Genomic DNA, 18,170 nt, shown 5'->3' with positions numbered 1-18,170 from the left:
CGATGCCCACGGGGACCCGCGGCAGCCGTCGCCGGAAGCGATCAGCTCACTGGTGCGTGAATGGTGAACCCTGAACCCCCGTCGATGCCCGCCGTGCTCGGTGGCGCGCTGGTCGCCTTGTTCGCCGCGTCGCTGACCAACACCATCGCCGGCATCGCGCTGCCGACGATCGCCGGGGAGCTGGGCGGGCAGGACAAAGTGGCGTGGGTGGCGAGCGCCGCGCTGCTGACCATGACTGCCGCGACCCCGTTGTGGGGCAAGGGCGCCGACCGGCGGGGCCCGCGGCCGCTGCTGCTGGCGGCGATCGCGGTGTTCGTGGCCGGCTCGCTCATCGCGGGCACCGCGACGGCGATGGGCTGGCTGATCACCGGCCGCGCGGTGCAGGGCGCCGGCGCGGGCGGGATCCTGGCGCTGTCGAACGCCCTGGTGGCCGGGCTGGTCCCGGCACGCGAGCGCGGCCGGTACACCGGCTGGTTCGGCATGTCGTTCGGCGTCGCGTCGGTCGCCGGGCCGCTGGCCGGTGGATTGGTGGTCGGCGCGTGGGGCTGGCGGTGGTGCTTCCTCGGCGTGGTGCCGATCGCCGCGGTGGCGGCGGTTCTCGTGCGGCTGGCGCCCCACCGGCAGCTACCGACATCCCGCGCCCCCGTGGATTACGCGGGCGCCGCACTGCTCACGGGCGCACTGGGCGGCCTGGTGCTGCTGCTGTCCGCAGCGGGCACGGCGTGGCCGTGGCTGTCCTGGCAGAACCTCGTGCTGGGCCTCGTGGTCGTGGGCCTGGGTATCGCGGCCCTCGCCAGGGAGCTGCGGGCAGCGGATCCGATCCTGCCGCCCCGGCTGTTCCGCGTGCCGTCGTTCGCCGCGGCGGTCGGCGCGAGTTTCCTGTTGGGCGCGGTGATGTTCGGCGGCATCATCTACCTGCCGCAGTACCTGCAGGTGGTGCGCGGGCACGACGCGGTGCGCGCCGGCCTGTTGATGCTGCCCCAGATCGGCACCATGATCGCGGCCTCCGTGCTGACCGGGCGGCGGATCGTCGCGTCCGGCCGCTGGAAGGTGTTCCCGGCGGCGGGGTGTGCGTTGCTGGTGGTCGGCCTGGTGATGCTCGCCCCGCTGACGCCCGCCACCTCCCCGTGGTGGCTCGCCGCCGCGATGGCGGTCCTCGGCGCGGGAACCGGGATGGCACAACAGGTCCTGGTGCTGGCGGCGCAGAACGCGGTCGGTCCCGGTGACCTGGGGGTGGCCGGTTCGGCCGCCACGTTCGCCCGCTCCCTCGGCGGCGCGGTCGGCGTGGCGGCCTTCGGCTCGGTCATCGCGTCCCACCTCCGCGACGGGCTGCCGGGCGATCTGCTCGGCACTCCCGAACAGATCGCCCGGCTCCCGGCCGCCTTGGCAGAGACGGTGCACCTGACCTACACCAGCGGGCTGCGGCTCGCGTTCCTCGCCGCGATCCCGTTGGCGCTGCTGGCCTTCGCCGCGGTCGTCACCGTCCGGGAGACACCGTTGCGGTGAACGGCCGGTTGAACACCGGCGGCGTGAACGGCACGTACCGGCCGCCCATCACCCGCGGCGAGGTGGACGGCCAGTGCCCGGTCCGCAACCGGTCCAGCATCACCTCGATGGCCCTCACCTGCTCGTCCGCGGTGAACGTGCAGTGCCCCGCGGTCTGCACGTACGTCTGCCGCAGCAGTGGGCCGTTGCCCGCCGACCGCACCACCGCGCCGTAGGACTGCTGCTGCGCCACCGTCGAGATCTGGTCGCCGGTCGCGTTGACGGTCAGCACCGGGATGTCCAGCTCGCCGTCGAACACGATGCCGCGGCTGAGGTAGGCCACCGCGGACGGGTCGGCGGCGATGCGCGGCGCCGCCGCCAGCCGCGCGAGGTCCGCGCCGAGGTCCAGCCCGGCCCGCCGGTACAGCTCCCGCACCGCGGGGTCGTCGCCGAGCTGCCGGGCGTAGTCCACCCCGGTGTTCCACGACGGGTTGCCACCGGCCAGCTGCTCGATCTGCCTGCGGCTGCTCATCGCCTGTCCGATGTAGGGCAACGGGCCGCCGGCCAGCGCGAGGTACGTGCCCTCCTGGCGCTCGGTCACGGTGCGGGGCAGCGGCGTCTCGGAGCCGTCGGCCGCGAGACCCCACTCCGGGAGCTGCCCGATCGCCCCGGCGAGGGCGATCCGCGCCCGGCCCTCCGGCGTCGCCTGCGCCCCGGCGAGCGCCGAGATCCACGCCTGCTGCGTGCCCGGCACGTCCGCGGGGATGCCGGTCACCGGCAGGTCGCGGTCCGGGAACAGCAGTGTCTTCAGCGTGAACACGGTGTCCAGCTTCTGGTTCCACTGCCCGACCGCGCCGCCGAGGCCACCGCAGAACGGCACCGCGGCGTCGAAGACCTCCGGGTGCACCTGCGCCGCCCCGGCCGAGACGAACCCGCCCATGGACTCGCCGGCCGCGATGGCCCACTTCGCGGGGCCGGAGGCCGCCTCGAAGCGGGACAGCGCCTCGGCCTGGTTGTCGATCGCCCGCGCGATGTTCCACCCGGTGACCGTGCGGGTGGTCCCGCCGACGGCGATCCCCCGGTCCACGAGCCGGGCGGTCAGCGGATCGGCGAGCCCGCCGGAGGCGAAGTCGAGCCCGACGATCACCGTGCCCTGCCAGTGGTCCGGCTTGACGAACAGGTACGGCGTGCCGTCGGCGAGGCGGCCGTCGAGACAGGACGCGCCGGCGAGGCACTGGTCCGCCGCCGACGCGGGCACCGCGGTCCCGGCGGTGAGCAGGAGTGCGGCCACCAGGGCACGCGCGAGCCGCCTCATCGGACCGGGAAGTTCTTCGCGGCGACCTCCCACCCCGGCGTCGCGCACAGCGTGCACGAGCCGAGGAAGTAGTCGCGGGCCACCGGGTTGCCGTTGAGGGTGAAGTCCAGCCAGTTCACCAGCACCGAAACGGCCTCCTCACGCATGGCGGCGTCGACCTGCCCGTCGCGCAGGCCGTACCAGAACCCGCTGTGCCCGGCGCCCGGGTTGGTCGCCCGCACGGCGGGCACGGTCGCCAGGTCGTAGTTGGCGAGGCTGTTCTCGTGGGCCACGTCGGACGGTCCGCCGTCGAGGAACAACGCCGGGGTGTGCAGTTTCGCCAGCTCCTCCCGGCCGTACCCGTACCGCCCGTCGGCGAAGAAGCCGCTGTCGAGCGAGGCCACCGACTTCACCCGCGGATCCGCGCCCGCGACCAGTGCTTCGAGCCCGCCGCAGGAGTGCCCGGCCACCGCCACGCGGTTCAGGTCGAGCCGGTTGCGCAGGTCGCTGCCCTTGCGGTCGTTCTCCCGCTCGGCCCAGGTGATGCCGTCGGTGATGACCTCCGGGCGCGGGGTGCCGTTCTCGTCGTTCGCAGGCTGGTCGACCGCGCCGACCGCGACCACGACGAAACCGTGTGCGGCCACCAGCATCTCCGTGGCGAGCAGCTCGTTGTTGCCGAGGTGGCGGCACGCGCCGTTGCCGATGACGACAACGGGCAGCCTGCCGTGGATCTCGTCCAGGTCCGCCGGCCGGTACACCGTGTACTCGACGGCCAGGCCCCGCGTGTTCGCGGCCGCCTCGCGGACGACGGGGTGGAACTGCTCCATCGCCGGCCGGTTCGCCGTCTCCGGAGTCGTTCCCGATGCCAGGCCCACCGTCACACCGGTGAGGGCCACGGCCGCCGCGGCGGCCGTCAGGACCTTCCACACGAACTGCTTCACAGGACGCCTTCCCTTCGTTGGGGGACCTCACTGTGGTCATTTAGCACAACGACCGTCAACGGCACTGTCACTCAGTGGAAGGCCTCTAGACTCCGGCCATGACCGGACCCGCCCCGCAGCACTCACAGCGCCTGCTGGGCACCCTGCTCGGCGACTACTGGTTCTGGCGGCGCGAGCACCTGCCCTCGGCCGCGCTCGTGGACCTGCTGCGCGAGTTCGGCCTGACCGAGCCGGCGGCCCGCGCGGCGATCCAGCGCGCGGCGGCCCGTCGCCTGGTCACCACGTCGAAGGCCGGCCGCCGGACCGCGTACGGTGTCCCGGACCGCACCCACCGCTTGATCATCAACCACCTGCGCCGCCTGCTGGAGTTCGGCGCGGAGGACCGCGAGTGGGACGGCCGCTGGACGTTCGCGATGTTCTCGGTGCCGGAGCCGCAGCGGGAGGACCGCCGCACCCTGCGCGGCCGGCTGCGGTGGCTGGGTTTCGGGCCGCTCTACGACGGCGTGTGGGTCTCGCCGTGGGACCGCGCCGCGGACGCCCTGCAGGTCCTCGCCGCACTCGGCGTCGGCACCGCGACGGTGGCCCGCGCGGAGGTCAGCGCGGACGTCCCGGCGGCCGGGAACCCGTTGCGCGCCTGGGACCTCGACGAGCTGCGCCAGTCCTACGCGGACTTCCTCGACCGCTGGTCCGGGCTGCGGAAGCGGGTCGCCGCCGGTGAGGTCGGTCCGGCGGAGGCGCTCGTCGTCCGCACCAGGGTGATGACCGAGTGGCGCACCTTCCCGGACGCCGACCCGGACCTGCCCGGCGAACTGCTGCCCGCGGACTGGCCGCGCGCCACGGCACGCCGGTGCTTCCTGGACATTTACGACACCCTGGGCCCGGTCGCCGAGCAGCGGTTCCGCCAGATCGTCGCCCCGCACGCGCCCGAGCTGGCCGAACTGGCCGCCCACCGCACCGGCGGCGACATCACCCGGGGCGCGGCGCCCGAAGCCTTTCCCGCGGACGACGACCTGACGTGGGCAGGACCCCTCGGCGAACCATAGACAACACGTTATTGCCCTATCGGACGTCGCTGTGTAGCGTTTCGACACGGAGCTTCTTCCCCGTCCTCAGCGTGGAGGCATCGTGTCCCCTGACGTCCCCCGCCCGGCGGGCAAGCGGGCGCTGCTCGCCGGCCCGATGGGCGCCTGCCTGGCCAACTACGACTTCGGCATCTACGGCACCATGTCCGCGCTGGTGCTCAACAAAGTGTTCTTCCCGTCGCTGAGCCCGGCCGCCGGCACGCTGGCCGCCTACGGCACGTTCGCCGCCGGGTTCATCGCGAAACCGCTGGGCGGCTTGATCTTCGGCCGCATCGGCGACCGCTTCGGCCGCCGCACGGTGGTCGTGTCCGCGCTGCTGCTGATGGGCGTCGCGACCGTCTGCATCGGACTGCTGCCGACCTACGCGGCGATCGGCGTCACCGCCCCCGTGCTGCTCACCGTGCTCCGCCTGGCGCAGGGACTGGCCGTCGGCGGCGAATGGGGCGGTGCGGCGACCCTGGCGGTGGAGCACGCGCCCGAGCACAAGCGCGGCTTCTGGGGTGGCGCGGTCGGTGTCGGCGGCCCGATCGGGTCGATCCTGGCCGCGCTGACCGTGCTGCCGCTGTCCGCCGCCCTGTCCGACGCGGCCTTCGCGTCGTGGGGCTGGCGGGTCCCGTTCCTGGTCAGCGCGCTGATCGTGGGGGCGGGGCTGTGGATCCGGCTCGGCGTGGACGAGTCGCCGGTGTTCCGCCGGGAGGTCGCCCCCGCGGCCCGGCCCAGCCTGTCCGGCGTGGTGCGGCGCAACGGGCGGCAGATGGCGCTGGTGTTCTTCATCGCCGGGGCCGCGGTGTCCGGCATCTACCTGCTCAACACCTACACGCTGTCCTACGCGGTGGCGCACGCCGGGATCAGCCGCTCGACGATGCTGACGTTCTCCACGAGCGCGCAGATCCTCGCCGTGGTCGCGGCGATCCTGCTGCTCCCCCGCGTCGACCGGATCGGGCTGGGCCGCCTCTACCGGGTCAGCGCGGCGGCGCTGGGCGTGCTGGCCTGGGTGCTGTTCGCCGCGCTGGACAGCGGCAACCCGGCGCTCATCGTGCTCGCCCTGTCGCTGGGTCAGATCGCCGTCAACGGCATGGTGATCTCCTCGGTGCCGATCTACGTGCTGCTGTTCCGCCCCGCCGACCGGGTCACCGGCGCCGGGTTCAGCTTCAAGACCAGCGACGCCATCCTCGGCGGCACCACTCCCCTGGTCGCCGGCCTGCTGGTGCAGGCGGCCGGAAGCGGGTGGATGGTCGCCGCGTACGTCACGCTGCTCGCCGCGGCGGCGATCACCGCCTGCACGATCGGCCGCCGCCTGCTGCCGACCACCACCGCCGTGCCCGCCGTAGCCGCGCGGAAGGTGGACGCGTGAGGCTCGATCCGCTCGCCGAGCACGACCTGTTCGCCATCCACGACCACTACCACCGGCTGCGCGCGGCCTCGCCGGTCGTGCACAGCCCCGAGTTCGGCGGGTTCTGGGCCGTGCTCGCGCACCGCGAGGTCCGCCAGGTGCTCAGCGATCCCGCGCTGTTCATCAACTCCGTGCAGAACGTGGTGCCGAAGGTGCGCGCCGCGGGCCGCCGCCCGCCGCTGCACCTCGACCCGCCCGAGCACACCGTCTACCGGCGCGCGCTGGCGCCGCTGTTCCGCAGCGAGCGCACGGCGGCGCTGGAGCCCCCGGTGCGGGCGCTGGTCGGCGACCTCGTCGCGGACCTCGTCGCGCGCGGCCGGTTCGACGCCTGCGAGCTGACCTACCGGGTGCCCAGCTTCACGGTGGCCCGCTGGATGAACATCCCGGACGCCGAGATCGGCGCGGTCCGGGACACCGCCGACGCCTACAACCGTGCCTTCCAGGAGGGCGACGACGACGGTCTGCGCCGCACCAGCGGCGAGCTGTACGAGATCGCGCGGACGCTCGTCGCGCGGCGGCGGGCGGATCCGCTGGACCCGGCCGAAGACCCGCCGTCGGCCCTGCTCGCGGCCCGCGACGGAGGCGAACCGCTGCCGGACGAGCTGGTCGTCGGCACCATCCGGCAGCTGTTGCCCGCGTCGATGATCGGCGCCAGCGTCACGATCGCGAGCTGCATCGCGCACCTGGCCCGCGACACCGCGCTGCAGGAGCACCTGCGCCGCAACCCGGACGAGATCCCGGCCGCGATCCCCGAGCTGCTGCGGCTCTACTCGCCGTACCGCGGTTTCGCCCGCACCGCGGTGCGGGACGTCGAGCTGGGCGGGCAGCGGATCCGGGCCGGGGAACCGATCGCGCTCGTGTTCACCGCGGCGAACCGGGACCCGGCCGTGTTCCCGGAGCCCGACCGGTTCCACGCCGGACGGCCCTCCGGCGACCACATCGTCTTCGGCTCCGGCCCGCACCGGTGCGCCGGCGCGGGCCTCGGCAGGATGGAGATCACCGTGACTCTGCGGGAACTGCTCGCCAGGACCCGACTGTTCGCAGTGGACGGTCCGATCGGGATGACACGCTGGCCCGAGTTCGGCCCGCGGTCGCTGCCGCTGCGGGCGGTCGCCCGATGAGCGAACCGGTTCCCGCGCGCCCGGACGAGCACCACTTCGACCCGCTCGCGCCCGAGACCTTCACCAGCGCACACGAGCAGTACCGGGAGATGCGCTCGCGCTGCCCGGTCGCCCGCAGCTCCACCTACGGCGGGTTCTGGGCGCTGTTCCGGCACGAGGACGTGCGGGCCGTGCTGGCCGACAGCGACACGTTCACCACCAGCGTGCAGAACGTGGTGCCGAAGTTCGCCTTCACCGGGCGGCGCCCGCCACTGCACCTCGACCCGCCCGAGCACACCGACTACCGCCGCGTCATCAACCGGTTCTTCACCCGCGGCAAGATGGCCGAGCTGGAACCCGCCGTGCGCGCGCACGCCCGGAAGCTGCTGACCGGGCTGGTCGCGCGGGGCGAAGCCGATGTGGCGGCCGAGTACGCGCGCGTGTTCCCCGCGCATGTGTTCGCCGAGTTCTTCCACCTGCCTGTCGAGCTGGCCGAGCGGATCGAGCAGATCAGCGCCGAGTACGTGCGGGCGATCCAGGTGGTGGACGACGAGGAGGTCAAGCGCGGCAGCCGGGTGCTCTACGGCATCGCGGCGGACGTGATCGAGCAGCGCCGGTCGGCTCCGCTCGACGATGACCTGACGACCGCCCTGCTCGCGGCCCGGCCGGGCGGGGAGCCGTTCCCGGACGAGATGGTGCTCGGCTGCGTGCGGCAGCTGCTGGTCACCGGCATGGTGGCGCCGAGCGTCTTCATCGGCACGATGCTGGCGCACCTGGCGTCGGACAAGGACCTGCAGGCGATGCTGCGGGCGGCGCCATCGCGGATCCCGGCCGCCGTCGAGGAGTACCTGCGGCTCTACACCCCCTACCGCGGCATGTCGCGCACGCCGAAGCGGGACGTGGTCATCGGCGGGCGGCTCATCCGCAAGGACGAGCCGATCGCGCTCGTCTACACCTCCGCGAACCGGGACGAGACGGTGTTCCCCGACGGCGAGAACTTCGTGCTGGACCGCCCGAACCTGCGTGAGGCGATCCCGTTCGGCGCCGGGATCCACGCCTGCCCCGGCGCGCCACTGGCCCGCATGATGCTGGTGCTCACGCTCGAGGAACTCCTCGCCGCCACCACGGACTTCTCGGTCACCGGCGAGATCCTGATGGCCCGCTGGGCGGAGTGGGGCACCCGGTCGGTGCCGCTGGCGTTCACCGCGCGGGAGTGATCCGGGTCACGCGTTGTCACGCCCCGGGGAGCCGCTTTGTCAGATGGTCGACCCTCTGCGAAGGAGACACCATGAGCGGCAACACCGAAGTGATCGTGATCGGCGGCGGTTACGCCGGAGTCATGGCGGCGAACCGGCTGACGCAGCGCGGCGACGTGACCGTCACCCTGGTCAACCCGCGCCCGGAGTTCGTCGACCGGATCCGCCTGCACCAGCTGGCCGGCGGCACCGGCCCGGCGGTCGTGGACTACCGGAAAGTGCTGGCCGCGGGCGTGCGGCTGGTGGTGGACACCGCCACCCGCATCGACGCCGCCGCGCGGCGCGTGACGCTGGCCGGCGGCGACACCCTCGGCTACGACTACCTGGTCTACGCGGTGGGCAGCGGCAGCGCGGACCCGGGCGTGCCCGGCGCGGCCGAATTCGCCCACCCCATCGCCTCCCTGGAGGAAGCCGAGCGCGTGCGGCCACTCCTCGACGCGGCGTCGACCGTGACGATCGTGGGAGGCGGGCCGACCGGCATCGAAACCGCCGCCGAGCTGGCCGGGCGGGGTCGCGCCGTGACGCTGGTCTGCGGCGGTGAACTCGGCCCGTACCTGCACCCGAAGGGGCGGCGCTCGGTCGCCCGGCGCCTGGAAAAGCTGGGCGTGACCGTGCTCGACGGGCCCACGGTGACCGCCGTGACGCGGGACGCCGTCGAACTCAGCGACGGCCGCGCGCTGCTGTCCGGGGTGACCATCTGGACCGCCGGGTTCGGCGTGCCCGACCTCGCCGCCCGCAGCGGCCTGACCACCGACGCGCTGGGCCGCCTGCTCACCGACGAGACCCTGACCAGCGTGGACGACGAGCGCATCGTCGCGGCCGGGGATTCGGCGGCGCCGTCGGGACTGCCGGTGCGGATGAGCTGCCAGGCCGCCGTCCAGGTCGGCCCGCAGGCCGCGCGGACGGTCCTGGCCCGGATCGCGGGCGAGGAGCCCGCGCCGATCGACGTCGGGTTCGCCGGGATGTGCATCAGCCTCGGCCGCCGGCACGGCATCTTCCAGTTCTCGACGAAGGACGACACCGCGAAGGCGAACTTCATCGGCGGCAGGCTCGGCGCGCTGGTGAAGGAGGTCATCTGCCGGAGCATCGTGTGGCAGCTGGGCTACGAGGCGCGCCACCCGGGCAAGCGGCAGTGGTGGGCCAAGGACGAGAAGCGCCGCGAACTGGTGCGGGACCAGACGCCGACCGCCGCCTGACGCCGAGCGGTGCCCGGCTCAGGCGACGCGGACGACGTCCCGTCCCGCGGCCGGGTACCGCTCCAGCACCTCCGGGTCGTGGCCGGGCAGCACGATGCCGCCCAGCTCGCGGATCCGGTCGAACGCGCCGTAGACGCCGGGCATCGAGTGCAGCAGCGGCGCCGGGCGGTCGTCGTCGAGGTTTTCGTAGAAGTGGCTGGCGTCCGAGGCCACCACGACCGGCCCGGCCGCGGTCGCGACGCGGACGATCTGCATCCCGGCCGTGTGCCCGCCCACGAAGTGGACGCTCAGCCCGGGCAGGACCTCCACGTCGCCGTCCACTTCGGACAGCCGGTCGCCGCGGACGTGGCCGAGCGCGTCCTCGTCGAGCAACCAGTGCTCGCGCCGGATGCGCTTCGCCCACGGTCCCGTCCAGTAGGCCAGTTCCGCGCGCTGCACCACGTAGCGGGCGCCGGGGAAGTCCGCGACCGTCCCGGCGTGGTCGTAGTGCAGGTGCGTGAGCACCACGAGGTCCACGTCCCCGGCCGCGACGCCGATCGAGTCCAGCAGCTCGGCCGGACGCCGGTAGTCGAGGCCGGGCGGCACTCGCGTCGGGTGGATGCCGGCGTCGATCAGGACGGTGTGCTGGGCCGACCGCGCCAGCCACACGTAGTACGCGGTCGGGTGCGGCTGGTCGGCCTCCCCCGCGGCGCACCCGAGGAAGTGCTGTCCCCGGGTGCCCTCGCGGCGGCCGTAGCAGAGGGCGTGGACCTCGTACCGGCTCACCGCGCGGCGCCCACCGGCTCCGGCGCGGCGGTTTCCTTGAGGCCGAGCCGCGCGGTCGGCACGCGGTAGGTCTCGCGCGCGGTGGCCACCGCGATCACGTTGACCAGGCACAGCCCCGCGGTGAAGATCGACACGCCGAGCCACGCGCCCGCCCCGTCACCGGCGACCGCGGCGGCGACCGTCGGCAGGAACCCGCTGATGGCGAAGCCGATCTGGGTGCCGATCGCGGTGCCGGACAACCGCACCCGCGCCGGGAACATCTCGCCGTAGAAGGCGGGCCAGACGGCGCTGGTGGCGGTGTAGACGACGCCGAACAGGACGATGCCGACGGCGAAGATCAGCACCCAGCTGCCCGCCGCGATGGCGTCGAGGTAGGCGAAGATCAGCACCGCGCAGCCCAGCGACCCGGCGATGAACAGCGGTTTGCGCCCGACGCGGTCGGCGAGCTTCGCCCACAGCGGGATCGAGACCACGGCGGCGATGTTGGCGAGGACCCCGACCCACAGCATCGGTGTCTTGCTCAGGCCGACGGTGTTGACCGCGTAGGACAGGGCGTAGACGGTGAAGATGGTGCTGACGGAGGCGATCAGCGCGGCGACGATCACCCGGAGCACGTCGGCCCAGTGCTCGCGGAGCAGCACGACCAGCGGCAGCTTGGTGACCTCGCCGGCGCGGACCTCCTGCTCGAACACCGGGGTCTCCTCGACGGTGCGGCGCACCAGGTAGCCGACGAGGACCATCAGGGCGCTGCCCCAGAACGGCACGCGCCAGCCCCAGGACAGGAGTGCGTCCTGCGGCAGCGCGGCGACCGGGAGGAACACGGCGGTGGCGACGATCTGCCCGGCCTGGGTACCGCTGAGGGTGAAGCTGGTGTAGTAGGCGCGCTGGTTCTCCGGCGCGTGTTCCAGCGACATCGAGTTGGCGCTCGCCTGCTCGCCGCCCGCGGACAGCCCCTGCAGCAGCCGGAGCGCGACGAGCATGATCGGGGCGGCGACCCCGGCGGTCTGGTAGCTGGGCAGACAGCCGACGAGCACCGTCGAGACGCCCATCAGGAGCAGGGTGAGGACGAGCACGCGCTTGCGCCCGAACCGGTCGCCGAGGTGGCCGAGCAGGATGGCGCCGAGCGGCCGCGACACGTAGCCGACGCCGAACGTGGACAGGGCCAGCAACGTGCCGGTCGCCGGGTCCGAGGCCGGGAAGAAGATCTTGCCGAACACGAGCGCGGCGGCCGTGCCGTAGATGAAGAAGTCGTAGTACTCGAGAGCGCTGCCGACCCAGGCGGCGAGTGCCGCCTTCCGCGAGCGCGCCCTGTCGGCACCCGGCTGAGCCACCACGTCGTGCTCCTTCTCAATGGACCAGATGGTTAATTGCAGATACTCAGGTAGCCGCGGCGGGGTTGTCAAAGTGGCTCCGGTCACAGATGTGCGCCGGCAACTCGGGATCATGTGGCGCGGCTGCGTGGCCCGGTTTGGCGAGCGGCGGCCGTCGCGGTGGTGTGCGCCGGGTTGCCGGTCTTCACGGTCGCCGGTTCGGACCGGCGATCCCGCGACGCCGCGGTGATCAAACTCAGCACCGCCCAGCGCTTCAAGGTCTACGAACAGGAACTGGTTGTTCACGACCCCGCTCGCGTCCGCACCCTGGACGACGAGAACGCGGACGACGTCCGGTCGTTCTGGATCTACGTCCCGCTGCTGGCCGGGCTCGCCGGAGCCCCGGCGGCCGGCCGGGCGGGTGTTCGCGACCTACGCCGAAGGCGGCGAAATCGAACTGGGCGGCGCGCACCTCACCGCAACCCCGCCGATTCACCCGAAGGGACTAGTCAACTGCTGTATCAGGTCGCGCCCCGGGTGCGTCCTGTAAGCAAGAACTCCCTCCGGGACGGTGAACCATGCGGAGGTATCAGGCAGCAGCGTTGCTGATCGGCGCGGCTCTCGCGGGGTGCGCGGGCGGGTCGCCGATCCCCGGCGAGCAGACCGCGGACAGCCCGCCCGAGAGCACCACGGCGAGCGAGACGACCACCGGCACGACGGACACCACTGAGCGCACGCGGACCTCGAAGAAGAGCGATCCGCCCGGGGTGCCGGGCAGCCCGATCAACTACGACAGCACGGTGCGCGCGGCCGGGCCGACCAGCGCGCAGGGCGCGATCCTCCGCGAGCTCGCGGAGTTCTGCGGGCCGGACCGGTGTGGTGTGCGGGTGCGGATCGTCGGTTCCGGCGACTGCGCGACGGACATCTCGCCGGACCCGGTGTACCCGGGCGGAACGATCACCATCACGGCGAAACCCTGTGAGACCACGGAGGAAACCACCACCGAGGAGTCCACCGAGGAGTCCTCTTCGGAGCAGTCCACTTCGGACACCACCGGTGGCTAGGACCCGGCTGTCACCACCCCGCCCCCGGACACCGCCGCAGACCGGACCGGCCAGAGCGCTGCGGGTCGTCGGCACCCTGGCCGCGAACGCGACGCTGCTGACCGGCCTGCTGTACTACTTCGGTTTCCTGACCACACAGGTGTTCTTCAGCTACTTCCGCGTGCACTACACACTCCTCGGCCAGACCACGCCGGAAATCCTGGCGCGCGGCGTGGACGGCCTGCTGCTGCCGATCGCCGAGATCGCCGCGGCCGTGTTCCTGGTGCTCGGGGTGATTCGTTTCCTACGGTTCCGGCTGTCGCGGCGGGCGTGGCAGACCCTCCTGCGCCGGGCGACGCCGGTGGCCGCGGTGCTGGGGGCGGCGCTGCTCGCGGTGACGTTCGCGATCGCGCTGGACCCGGTGCCCTACCGGCGGTTCACCGCGCTGCCCGGCCTGGGTTTCGCGCTCGCCGTGGTGCTGCTGATCTTCGCGTGGCGCCGGTGGACCGCCCCCGCAGGCAGCGCGCTCGGTGTGGCGGAGTGGCTGGTGGCGTACGCGCTGGTGACGTTCGGCCTGTTCTGGGCGGTCGCCGACTACGCGGGCCAGGTCGGCGTCCGCCGCGCGTTCGAAACGGAGCAGGCGCTGCCCGCCCGCCCCGCGGTCGTCCTCTTCAGCACCCAGCGGCTCAACCTCCCGGGCGAAGTGCACTGCCCCGCCCCGGACGGCGCGTTCCAGTACCGCTACCCCGGGCTGAAGCTACTGCTCCAGTCGGGCGGCCAGTACGTCCTGGTCCCGGACGGCTGGCGCCGCCCCGAGGACGCCACGTACCTGCTCCCCCGAACGAACACGGTGTGGCTGGAGTTCAGCCCGCCGGGCACCCCCGCCGCCGCGTGCTGACGCCTCACCCAATGCGCCTGCCCTGCCCGGCCCAGTACGGCGCGCGCAGCGACTTCTTGTCCACCTTGCCCGACGCGTTCAGGGGCAACGCGGACACGAAGTCCACCGACTTGGGCGCCCACACGCTGCCCTTGTGCTCCTTGACCAGAGCGATCAGCTCCTCAGCACCGACATCGGACCCGGGTTTCGGCACCACGACCGCCTTGACCGCCTCACCCCACTTCGGGTCGGGCACGCCGAACACCGCGCACTGCGCGACCGCGGGGTGCTGCGCCAGGACGTCCTCCACCTGCCTCGGGAAGACGTTGAACCCACCCGTCACGATCATGTCCTTCTTCCGGTCGACGAGGTAGAGGTACCCGTCGTCGTCGAGGTAACCGATGTCCCCGGAGTGCACCCAGCCATCGCGGATCGCCTCGCTGTCGAGCGCCGGGTCGAGGTAACCGACCATCTGCCCCTCCTGCCGGGTGCAGACCTCGCCCACGTCGCCGACCGGCAGGATCCGGTCGGACTCGTCCTGGATGCTCATCTCGACGTGGAACATCGGGCGCCCGGCCGACGCCAGCCGCGCGGCCTCCTCCGGCGTGCCGAGCCGGTGGTCCTCCTTGCGCAGCGTGGTCATGAACCCGGGCTCGTGACCGGCGTAGGTCTGCACGAAGATCGGCCCGAGCGCGGCCAGCGCCTGGCGCAGGCGTTCCGGCGCGATCGGGGACCCGGCGTAGACGACCGTGCGCAGCGACGAGAGGTCCGTGTCGGCCAGGCGCGGGTGGTCGAGCATCAGGTACAGCGCGGTCGGCACCACCGCGGTCGCGGTGACACGCTCCTTCGCCACGGTCTCCAGCAGCAGGTCCACGTCGAGGGAGGGCAGCATGACGTTCGTCCCGCCGCGCATGAACGTCGGCAGCACGAACGCCCCGGTGAAGTGCGTGAGCGGCGCGCCGTGGGCGAACACCTCGCCGGGCCGGGTGTCGGCGATCTCCAGACCGGCGGTCACGATGTAGTGCGACCAGGCCTCGTGCGTGTAGACGACCCCCTTCGGGGTGCCCGTCGTGCCCGAGGTGAACGCGACGTAGGCGAGGTCGTCCGGCGCCGGCTCGGGGACCGGTGTCTCCGTCGGCGCCGCGCTGAACACCATCCCGTAGTCCCACGTGTCCGCCAGGTCCTCCCCGCCGCCCAGCCGGACGTAGCGCCGGATCCCCGGCAGCCGGGTGCGGAACTTCCCGACCACGGGCTCGAACTGGGCGTGGTAGACCAGTGCCGACGCCTCCGACTGTTCCAGGAAGTAGGCGAGGTCCTCGGCCGAGGCCCTGGCCGGCATCTGCACCGTCGCCGCGCCGGCCTTCCAGATCCCGTGCTGCGTCGGGATGAACTCCAGGCAGTTCGGCATCAGCAGCCCGACGCGGTCCCCCTTGCGCACCCCGAGCTCGTGCAGGCCGTTGCCGACGCGGTCGGACCACTCCCGCAGCTCCCGGTACCGGATCCGGCGGCCACCGTCCACGATGGCCACCCGGTCCGGGTAGTACGCGCAGGCGCGGTCCAGGACGCTCGGCAGCGTTCCCCACAACGACATCAGGACTCCTTTCCGGCCGCACAGGCCTCGGCCATGGGATCGACGGGAACGGCCCGGAGGGCCGAGGTGTATTCCGCCCGGACCGACTCGACCAGGTCGGCGACGCTCTGCACGCGGCGCACACCGTGCGCGCTCTGGCCGGCCGGCCAGGCGCGCGGCTGCTCGAGCAGGGTCCGGAAGTCGAACCCGGTGCGATCCTTGCCGTCGCCGGCGGCGGCCAGCGAAGCGGCGAGGAAGTTGGCGGGCAGCCCGCTCGGGCCCCGCGACTGGACGATGTCGTCGAGCGAGGCGTCCACGAGCGCCTGCCGGTAGTCGTCACCGGCCAGGCTCTCCTCCGTGGCGATGAAACTGGTGCCCATGTAGGCCAGATCCGCGCCGAGCAGGCGGGCGGCGAGCAGTGCGACCCCGTCACCGACACCACCGGCGAGGACGACGGGCCCGGCGTAGCGCTCCCGCACCGCGCGGACGAAGGAGAACGGGTTGTTCCACCCCGTCTGCCCGCCGGCCCCCGACGTCAGCAGCACGAGACCGTCCGCTCCGGCGGCGAGCGCGCGGTCCACGTGGCGCAGGGTGGCGACATCGGCGAACACGAGCGCTCCGGCGTCGTGCAGCGGCCCCACCACCGGCTCCGGGGAACCGACGCTGGTGATCACCACCTCGACGCCGTGCCGCACGAGGCAGTCCACATCCTCCCGCAGCCGGGTGTTCGACCGGTGCACGACCAGGTTGGGCGCCACCGGCGCGGCCGCGGCGGGCAGCGCCGCCCGGATCAGGGACAGCCACCGGTCGAGCTCGGCGGGGTTGCGCGCGTTGTGCGTCGGGAACGAGCCGATGACGCCGTGCCGGCAGGCGGCGACGACGAGAGCGGGACCCGAGACGGCCGTCATGGGCGCCGCGATCAGCGGCAGGCGCAGCCGCGGGGCCCAGGAAGAGGGAAGCATGCGGTTTTCTCCGAGCAACGGTGACCGGCAGGAAAAACGAAATCGACGAATTCGACAAAAGAAGATCAGCGCGACGGTGAATGCGTCACACCGCTCCCTGTCGCGTCCGTGAACACCACTGGCTATCTAACGCCCGATAAGTAGGGCACGCACCGCTCCGTTTGTCAAGTTCGCCCTGCGGACAACCCGTCCGGCCGCGGCAACACGGTTGAACCTTTGACCATTCAGGACTGAAACTTCCCAGCACAGCAACGGATCAGACCCGTGAGACGTCGGCTCACGGTGCCACTCGACGGCGGCCCGCGAGACCGAAGCGTTACTCGATCACGCCGCCGGCCGCCCCGGCGCGCCTCACCCCAATGGGTGGTAACCCGCTCCCGTGGACCACGGGGACTTGTCTGAAAAACGAACCCGTGTATCTTTTCCGTCAATCCTATCTAGTGCTCGCTAAGCACCTCGCGCATCGGACAATGGAGTAGCGATGAGCGCAGTTCTACCGAGGTCGCGACCGTCATTCCGGAACCGGATTTCCCAGGAACGGGTGGTCCTCTTCGTGGTCGTGGCCCTGTTCGTGGCCTTCAGCCTGACCCTCGACGGGTTCCTCAACGTCGACAACCTGGTCAACCTGGTGCGCAGCGTCTCCTCGCTGGGGATCTTCGGGGTGGCCATGGCGGTCGTGGTGATCGCCAGGGGGATGGACCTCTCCCTCATCGCGTCGATGGGCGTGGCCACCGCGGTCGCGATCCAGCTGATGCGCACCCCGGTCAGCACACCGGTCGCCCTGCTCGTCGGGCTCGGCATCGTCGTCATCATGGGGCTGCTCAACGGGTTCCTGATCGCCTTCGTCGAGATCCCGGCCCTGTTCGCGACGCTGGCCTCCGGCCTGCTGGTGTACGGTCTCGCCCGCACCACCGTCCTCGACGGACTGATCGCGGAGCTGCCGGGTGACCGCGAGTTCGTCCTGGCGCTGGGTCAGGGTACGGTCTTCGGGATCCCGGTCCCCATCATCGTGTTCGCGGTCGTCGCCGTGCTCGCCCAGCTGATGCTCTCCCGGACCCGAGGGGGACGCTTCATCTACGCGCACGGGGACAACGCCGGCGCGGCCGCGATCACCGGCATCGCGGTGCGGCCGCTGACCGTGTTCGAATACACGGCCAGCGCCGCGATCGGGTTCGTCGGCGGCCTGGTCACGGCGGGCGCGGTCGGCGGGCTCAACACCCAGGTCATCGACGGCTCGCTGATCTACGACGTCCTGCTCGTCGTGGTGGTCGGCGGGATCAGCCTCGTCGGCGGCCGCGGCAGCGTCGCGAGCGTGGTGGCAGGCACCGCGTTGATCGGGATCATGCTCAACGGCATGACGATCATGAACATGAACACCCACGAGCAGGACATCGTCAAGGGTCTCATCCTGCTGGCGGCGCTGGTGCTGGACAACCGGCTGCACCCGCGCGACGAAGAGACCGTTCGCCAGGGCGACTGACCGCCCCCGGACATCCACCGAAGGACAAGGAGGTCCTCCCATGCGTCCACTTCGCACTCGCGCGGTCCGCGCACTCGCACTCACCGCCGCCGCGATGCTGATCGCGACCGGCTGTTCCACCGGCACCAGGGCGAACTCGACGTCGGCCGCGGCAGGCCAGATCCCGCCGACGGCGTCCGCCGGCGAGCTCCGCAACCACGCCCTGCAGAGCATCGAGGGCAAGACCGTCGCGTTCGTCCCGGTGGGACTGGGCACTCCGCTGATGGAGGAGTGGAACCGGCAGATGGAGAGCGGCTTCAAGGCCGCCGGGCTGAACTACGTCCTGCGCGATCCCAACTGGGACACCGCGAAGCAGGCCGAAGCCGTGCAGTCGTTGATCAACGAGAAGCCCGCGGTGCTGGTGGTGCACAACTTCG

16 protein-coding genes and 1 pseudogene are annotated in these 18,170 nt (G+C 72.2%); 11 read left to right on the top strand and 6 right to left on the bottom strand.

The features are described 5' to 3' along the window. Positions 1-60 precede the first annotated feature (60 nt). A complete protein-coding gene (locus L2C96_RS30030) occupies positions 61-1,506 on the top strand; it encodes an MDR family MFS transporter (RefSeq protein WP_237338587.1) in 1,446 nt (481 codons plus the stop codon). Here the strand turns inward: L2C96_RS30030 and L2C96_RS30025 are convergent. Beyond that, positions 1,478-2,800 carry an alpha/beta hydrolase family protein gene (locus L2C96_RS30025; RefSeq protein ID WP_237338586.1) on the bottom strand — a complete coding sequence of 441 codons (1,323 nt, stop codon included), beginning with the start codon at positions 2,798-2,800 and terminating at the stop codon, positions 1,478-1,480. The genes L2C96_RS30030 and L2C96_RS30025 overlap by 29 nt on opposite strands. Beyond that, the gene (locus L2C96_RS30020) at positions 2,797-3,720 is read right to left on the bottom strand and encodes a poly(ethylene terephthalate) hydrolase family protein (RefSeq protein WP_237338585.1); all 924 of its coding nucleotides are present in this window, start codon (positions 3,718-3,720) and stop codon (positions 2,797-2,799) included. The genes L2C96_RS30025 and L2C96_RS30020 overlap by 4 nt, the downstream gene beginning before the upstream one ends. Before the next feature lie 98 nt (positions 3,721-3,818). On the opposite strand from L2C96_RS30020, the gene L2C96_RS30015 reads away from it, so the two are divergent. From L2C96_RS30015 to L2C96_RS29995, 5 genes are all read left to right on the top strand, one after another. Continuing rightward, the gene (locus tag L2C96_RS30015; protein ID WP_237338584.1) at positions 3,819-4,763 is read left to right on the top strand and encodes a PaaX family transcriptional regulator; all 945 of its coding nucleotides are present in this window, start codon (positions 3,819-3,821) and stop codon (positions 4,761-4,763) included. A gap of 82 nt (positions 4,764-4,845) precedes the next feature. Beyond that, positions 4,846-6,156, top strand: a complete 1,311-nt coding sequence (locus L2C96_RS30010) for an MFS transporter (RefSeq protein WP_237338583.1) — start codon at positions 4,846-4,848, stop codon at positions 6,154-6,156. Beyond that, a complete protein-coding gene (locus L2C96_RS45225; RefSeq protein ID WP_237338582.1) occupies positions 6,153-7,316 on the top strand; it encodes a cytochrome P450 in 1,164 nt (387 codons plus the stop codon). The genes L2C96_RS30010 and L2C96_RS45225 overlap by 4 nt, the downstream gene beginning before the upstream one ends. Beyond that, the gene (locus L2C96_RS30000; protein WP_237338581.1) at positions 7,313-8,512 is read left to right on the top strand and encodes a cytochrome P450; all 1,200 of its coding nucleotides are present in this window, start codon (positions 7,313-7,315) and stop codon (positions 8,510-8,512) included. Before L2C96_RS45225 ends, L2C96_RS30000 begins: the two co-directional genes overlap by 4 nt. Positions 8,513-8,583: 71 nt before the next feature. Further along, complete coding sequence (locus tag L2C96_RS29995; RefSeq protein ID WP_237338580.1) at positions 8,584-9,747, top strand: NAD(P)/FAD-dependent oxidoreductase; 1,164 nt, start codon at positions 8,584-8,586, stop codon at positions 9,745-9,747. An 18-nt stretch (positions 9,748-9,765) separates the two neighbouring features. Here the strand turns inward: L2C96_RS29995 and L2C96_RS29990 are convergent, their stop codons facing one another. Together L2C96_RS29990 and L2C96_RS29985 are read right to left on the bottom strand one after the other, a co-directional pair. Next, entirely contained in the window at positions 9,766-10,512 is a 747-nt protein-coding gene (locus L2C96_RS29990; RefSeq protein WP_237338579.1) for an N-acyl homoserine lactonase family protein, read from the bottom strand. Next, positions 10,509-11,846, bottom strand: coding sequence for an MFS transporter (locus L2C96_RS29985; protein WP_237338578.1), 1,338 nt, complete (start codon positions 11,844-11,846; stop codon positions 10,509-10,511). Before L2C96_RS29985 ends, L2C96_RS29990 begins: the two co-directional genes overlap by 4 nt. A 111-nt stretch (positions 11,847-11,957) precedes the next feature. Between L2C96_RS29985 and L2C96_RS29980 the strand changes: the two genes are divergently transcribed. The 3 genes from L2C96_RS29980 to L2C96_RS29970 are packed head-to-tail and all read left to right on the top strand — an operon-like array spanning position 11,958 to position 13,763. Next, positions 11,958-12,431, top strand: coding sequence for a hypothetical protein (locus L2C96_RS29980; RefSeq protein WP_237338577.1), 474 nt, complete (start codon positions 11,958-11,960; stop codon positions 12,429-12,431). Further along, positions 12,401-12,886 (top strand): hypothetical protein, encoded by a 486-nt coding sequence (locus tag L2C96_RS29975; protein WP_237338576.1) that lies wholly within the window; start codon positions 12,401-12,403, stop codon positions 12,884-12,886. Before L2C96_RS29980 ends, L2C96_RS29975 begins: the two co-directional genes overlap by 31 nt. Continuing rightward, positions 12,879-13,763: a hypothetical protein gene (locus L2C96_RS29970; RefSeq protein WP_237338575.1), complete on the top strand. Its 885-nt coding sequence runs from the start codon at positions 12,879-12,881 to the stop codon at positions 13,761-13,763. Before L2C96_RS29975 ends, L2C96_RS29970 begins: the two co-directional genes overlap by 8 nt. Positions 13,764-13,767: 4 nt before the next feature. Here the strand turns inward: L2C96_RS29970 and L2C96_RS29965 are convergent, their stop codons facing one another. Both L2C96_RS29965 and L2C96_RS29960 read right to left on the bottom strand, forming a co-directional pair. Next, entirely contained in the window at positions 13,768-15,333 is a 1,566-nt protein-coding gene (locus L2C96_RS29965; protein ID WP_237338574.1) for an AMP-binding protein, read from the bottom strand. After that, positions 15,333-16,274 (bottom strand): NAD(P)H-dependent flavin oxidoreductase, encoded by a 942-nt coding sequence (locus L2C96_RS29960; protein ID WP_237338573.1) that lies wholly within the window; start codon positions 16,272-16,274, stop codon positions 15,333-15,335. The genes L2C96_RS29965 and L2C96_RS29960 overlap by 1 nt, the downstream gene beginning before the upstream one ends. Positions 16,275-16,815: 541 nt before the next feature. On the opposite strand from L2C96_RS29960, the gene L2C96_RS29955 reads away from it, so the two are divergent. Together L2C96_RS29955 and L2C96_RS29950 are read left to right on the top strand one after the other, a co-directional pair. Further along, on the top strand, positions 16,816-17,754 hold the full coding sequence (locus L2C96_RS29955) for an ABC transporter permease (RefSeq protein WP_237338572.1): 939 nt from the start codon (positions 16,816-16,818) through the stop codon (positions 17,752-17,754). Positions 17,755-17,794: 40 nt separating this feature from the next. Further along, positions 17,795-18,170 (top strand): annotated as a pseudogene (locus tag L2C96_RS29950) (sugar ABC transporter substrate-binding protein); the annotation flags it as partial.

Origin of the sequence: Amycolatopsis tucumanensis, from assembly GCF_021654135.1 — a bacterium.
Lineage (GTDB): Bacteria > Actinomycetota > Actinomycetes > Mycobacteriales > Pseudonocardiaceae > Amycolatopsis_E > Amycolatopsis_E tucumanensis.
Note: the sequence above shows the minus strand (reverse complement) of the source record. Positions and strands in the feature narration are given on the sequence as shown.

Bases quoted from the DNA above. Each gene is read 5' to 3' on its own strand.
- L2C96_RS30030 (WP_237338587.1), top strand. From the start codon at position 61: ATGGTGAACCCTGAACCCCCGTCGATGCCCGCCGTGCTCGGTGGCGCG.
- L2C96_RS30025 (WP_237338586.1), bottom strand. From the start codon at position 2,800: ATGAGGCGGCTCGCGCGTGCCCTGGTGGCCGCACTCCTGCTCACCGCC.
- L2C96_RS30015 (WP_237338584.1), top strand. From the start codon at position 3,819: ATGACCGGACCCGCCCCGCAGCACTCACAGCGCCTGCTGGGCACCCTG.
- L2C96_RS30000 (WP_237338581.1), top strand. From the start codon at position 7,313: ATGAGCGAACCGGTTCCCGCGCGCCCGGACGAGCACCACTTCGACCCG.
- L2C96_RS29995 (WP_237338580.1), top strand. From the start codon at position 8,584: ATGAGCGGCAACACCGAAGTGATCGTGATCGGCGGCGGTTACGCCGGA.
- L2C96_RS29975 (WP_237338576.1), top strand. From the start codon at position 12,401: ATGCGGAGGTATCAGGCAGCAGCGTTGCTGATCGGCGCGGCTCTCGCG.
- L2C96_RS29965 (WP_237338574.1), bottom strand. From the start codon at position 15,333: ATGTCGTTGTGGGGAACGCTGCCGAGCGTCCTGGACCGCGCCTGCGCG.
- L2C96_RS29960 (WP_237338573.1), bottom strand. From the start codon at position 16,274: ATGCTTCCCTCTTCCTGGGCCCCGCGGCTGCGCCTGCCGCTGATCGCG.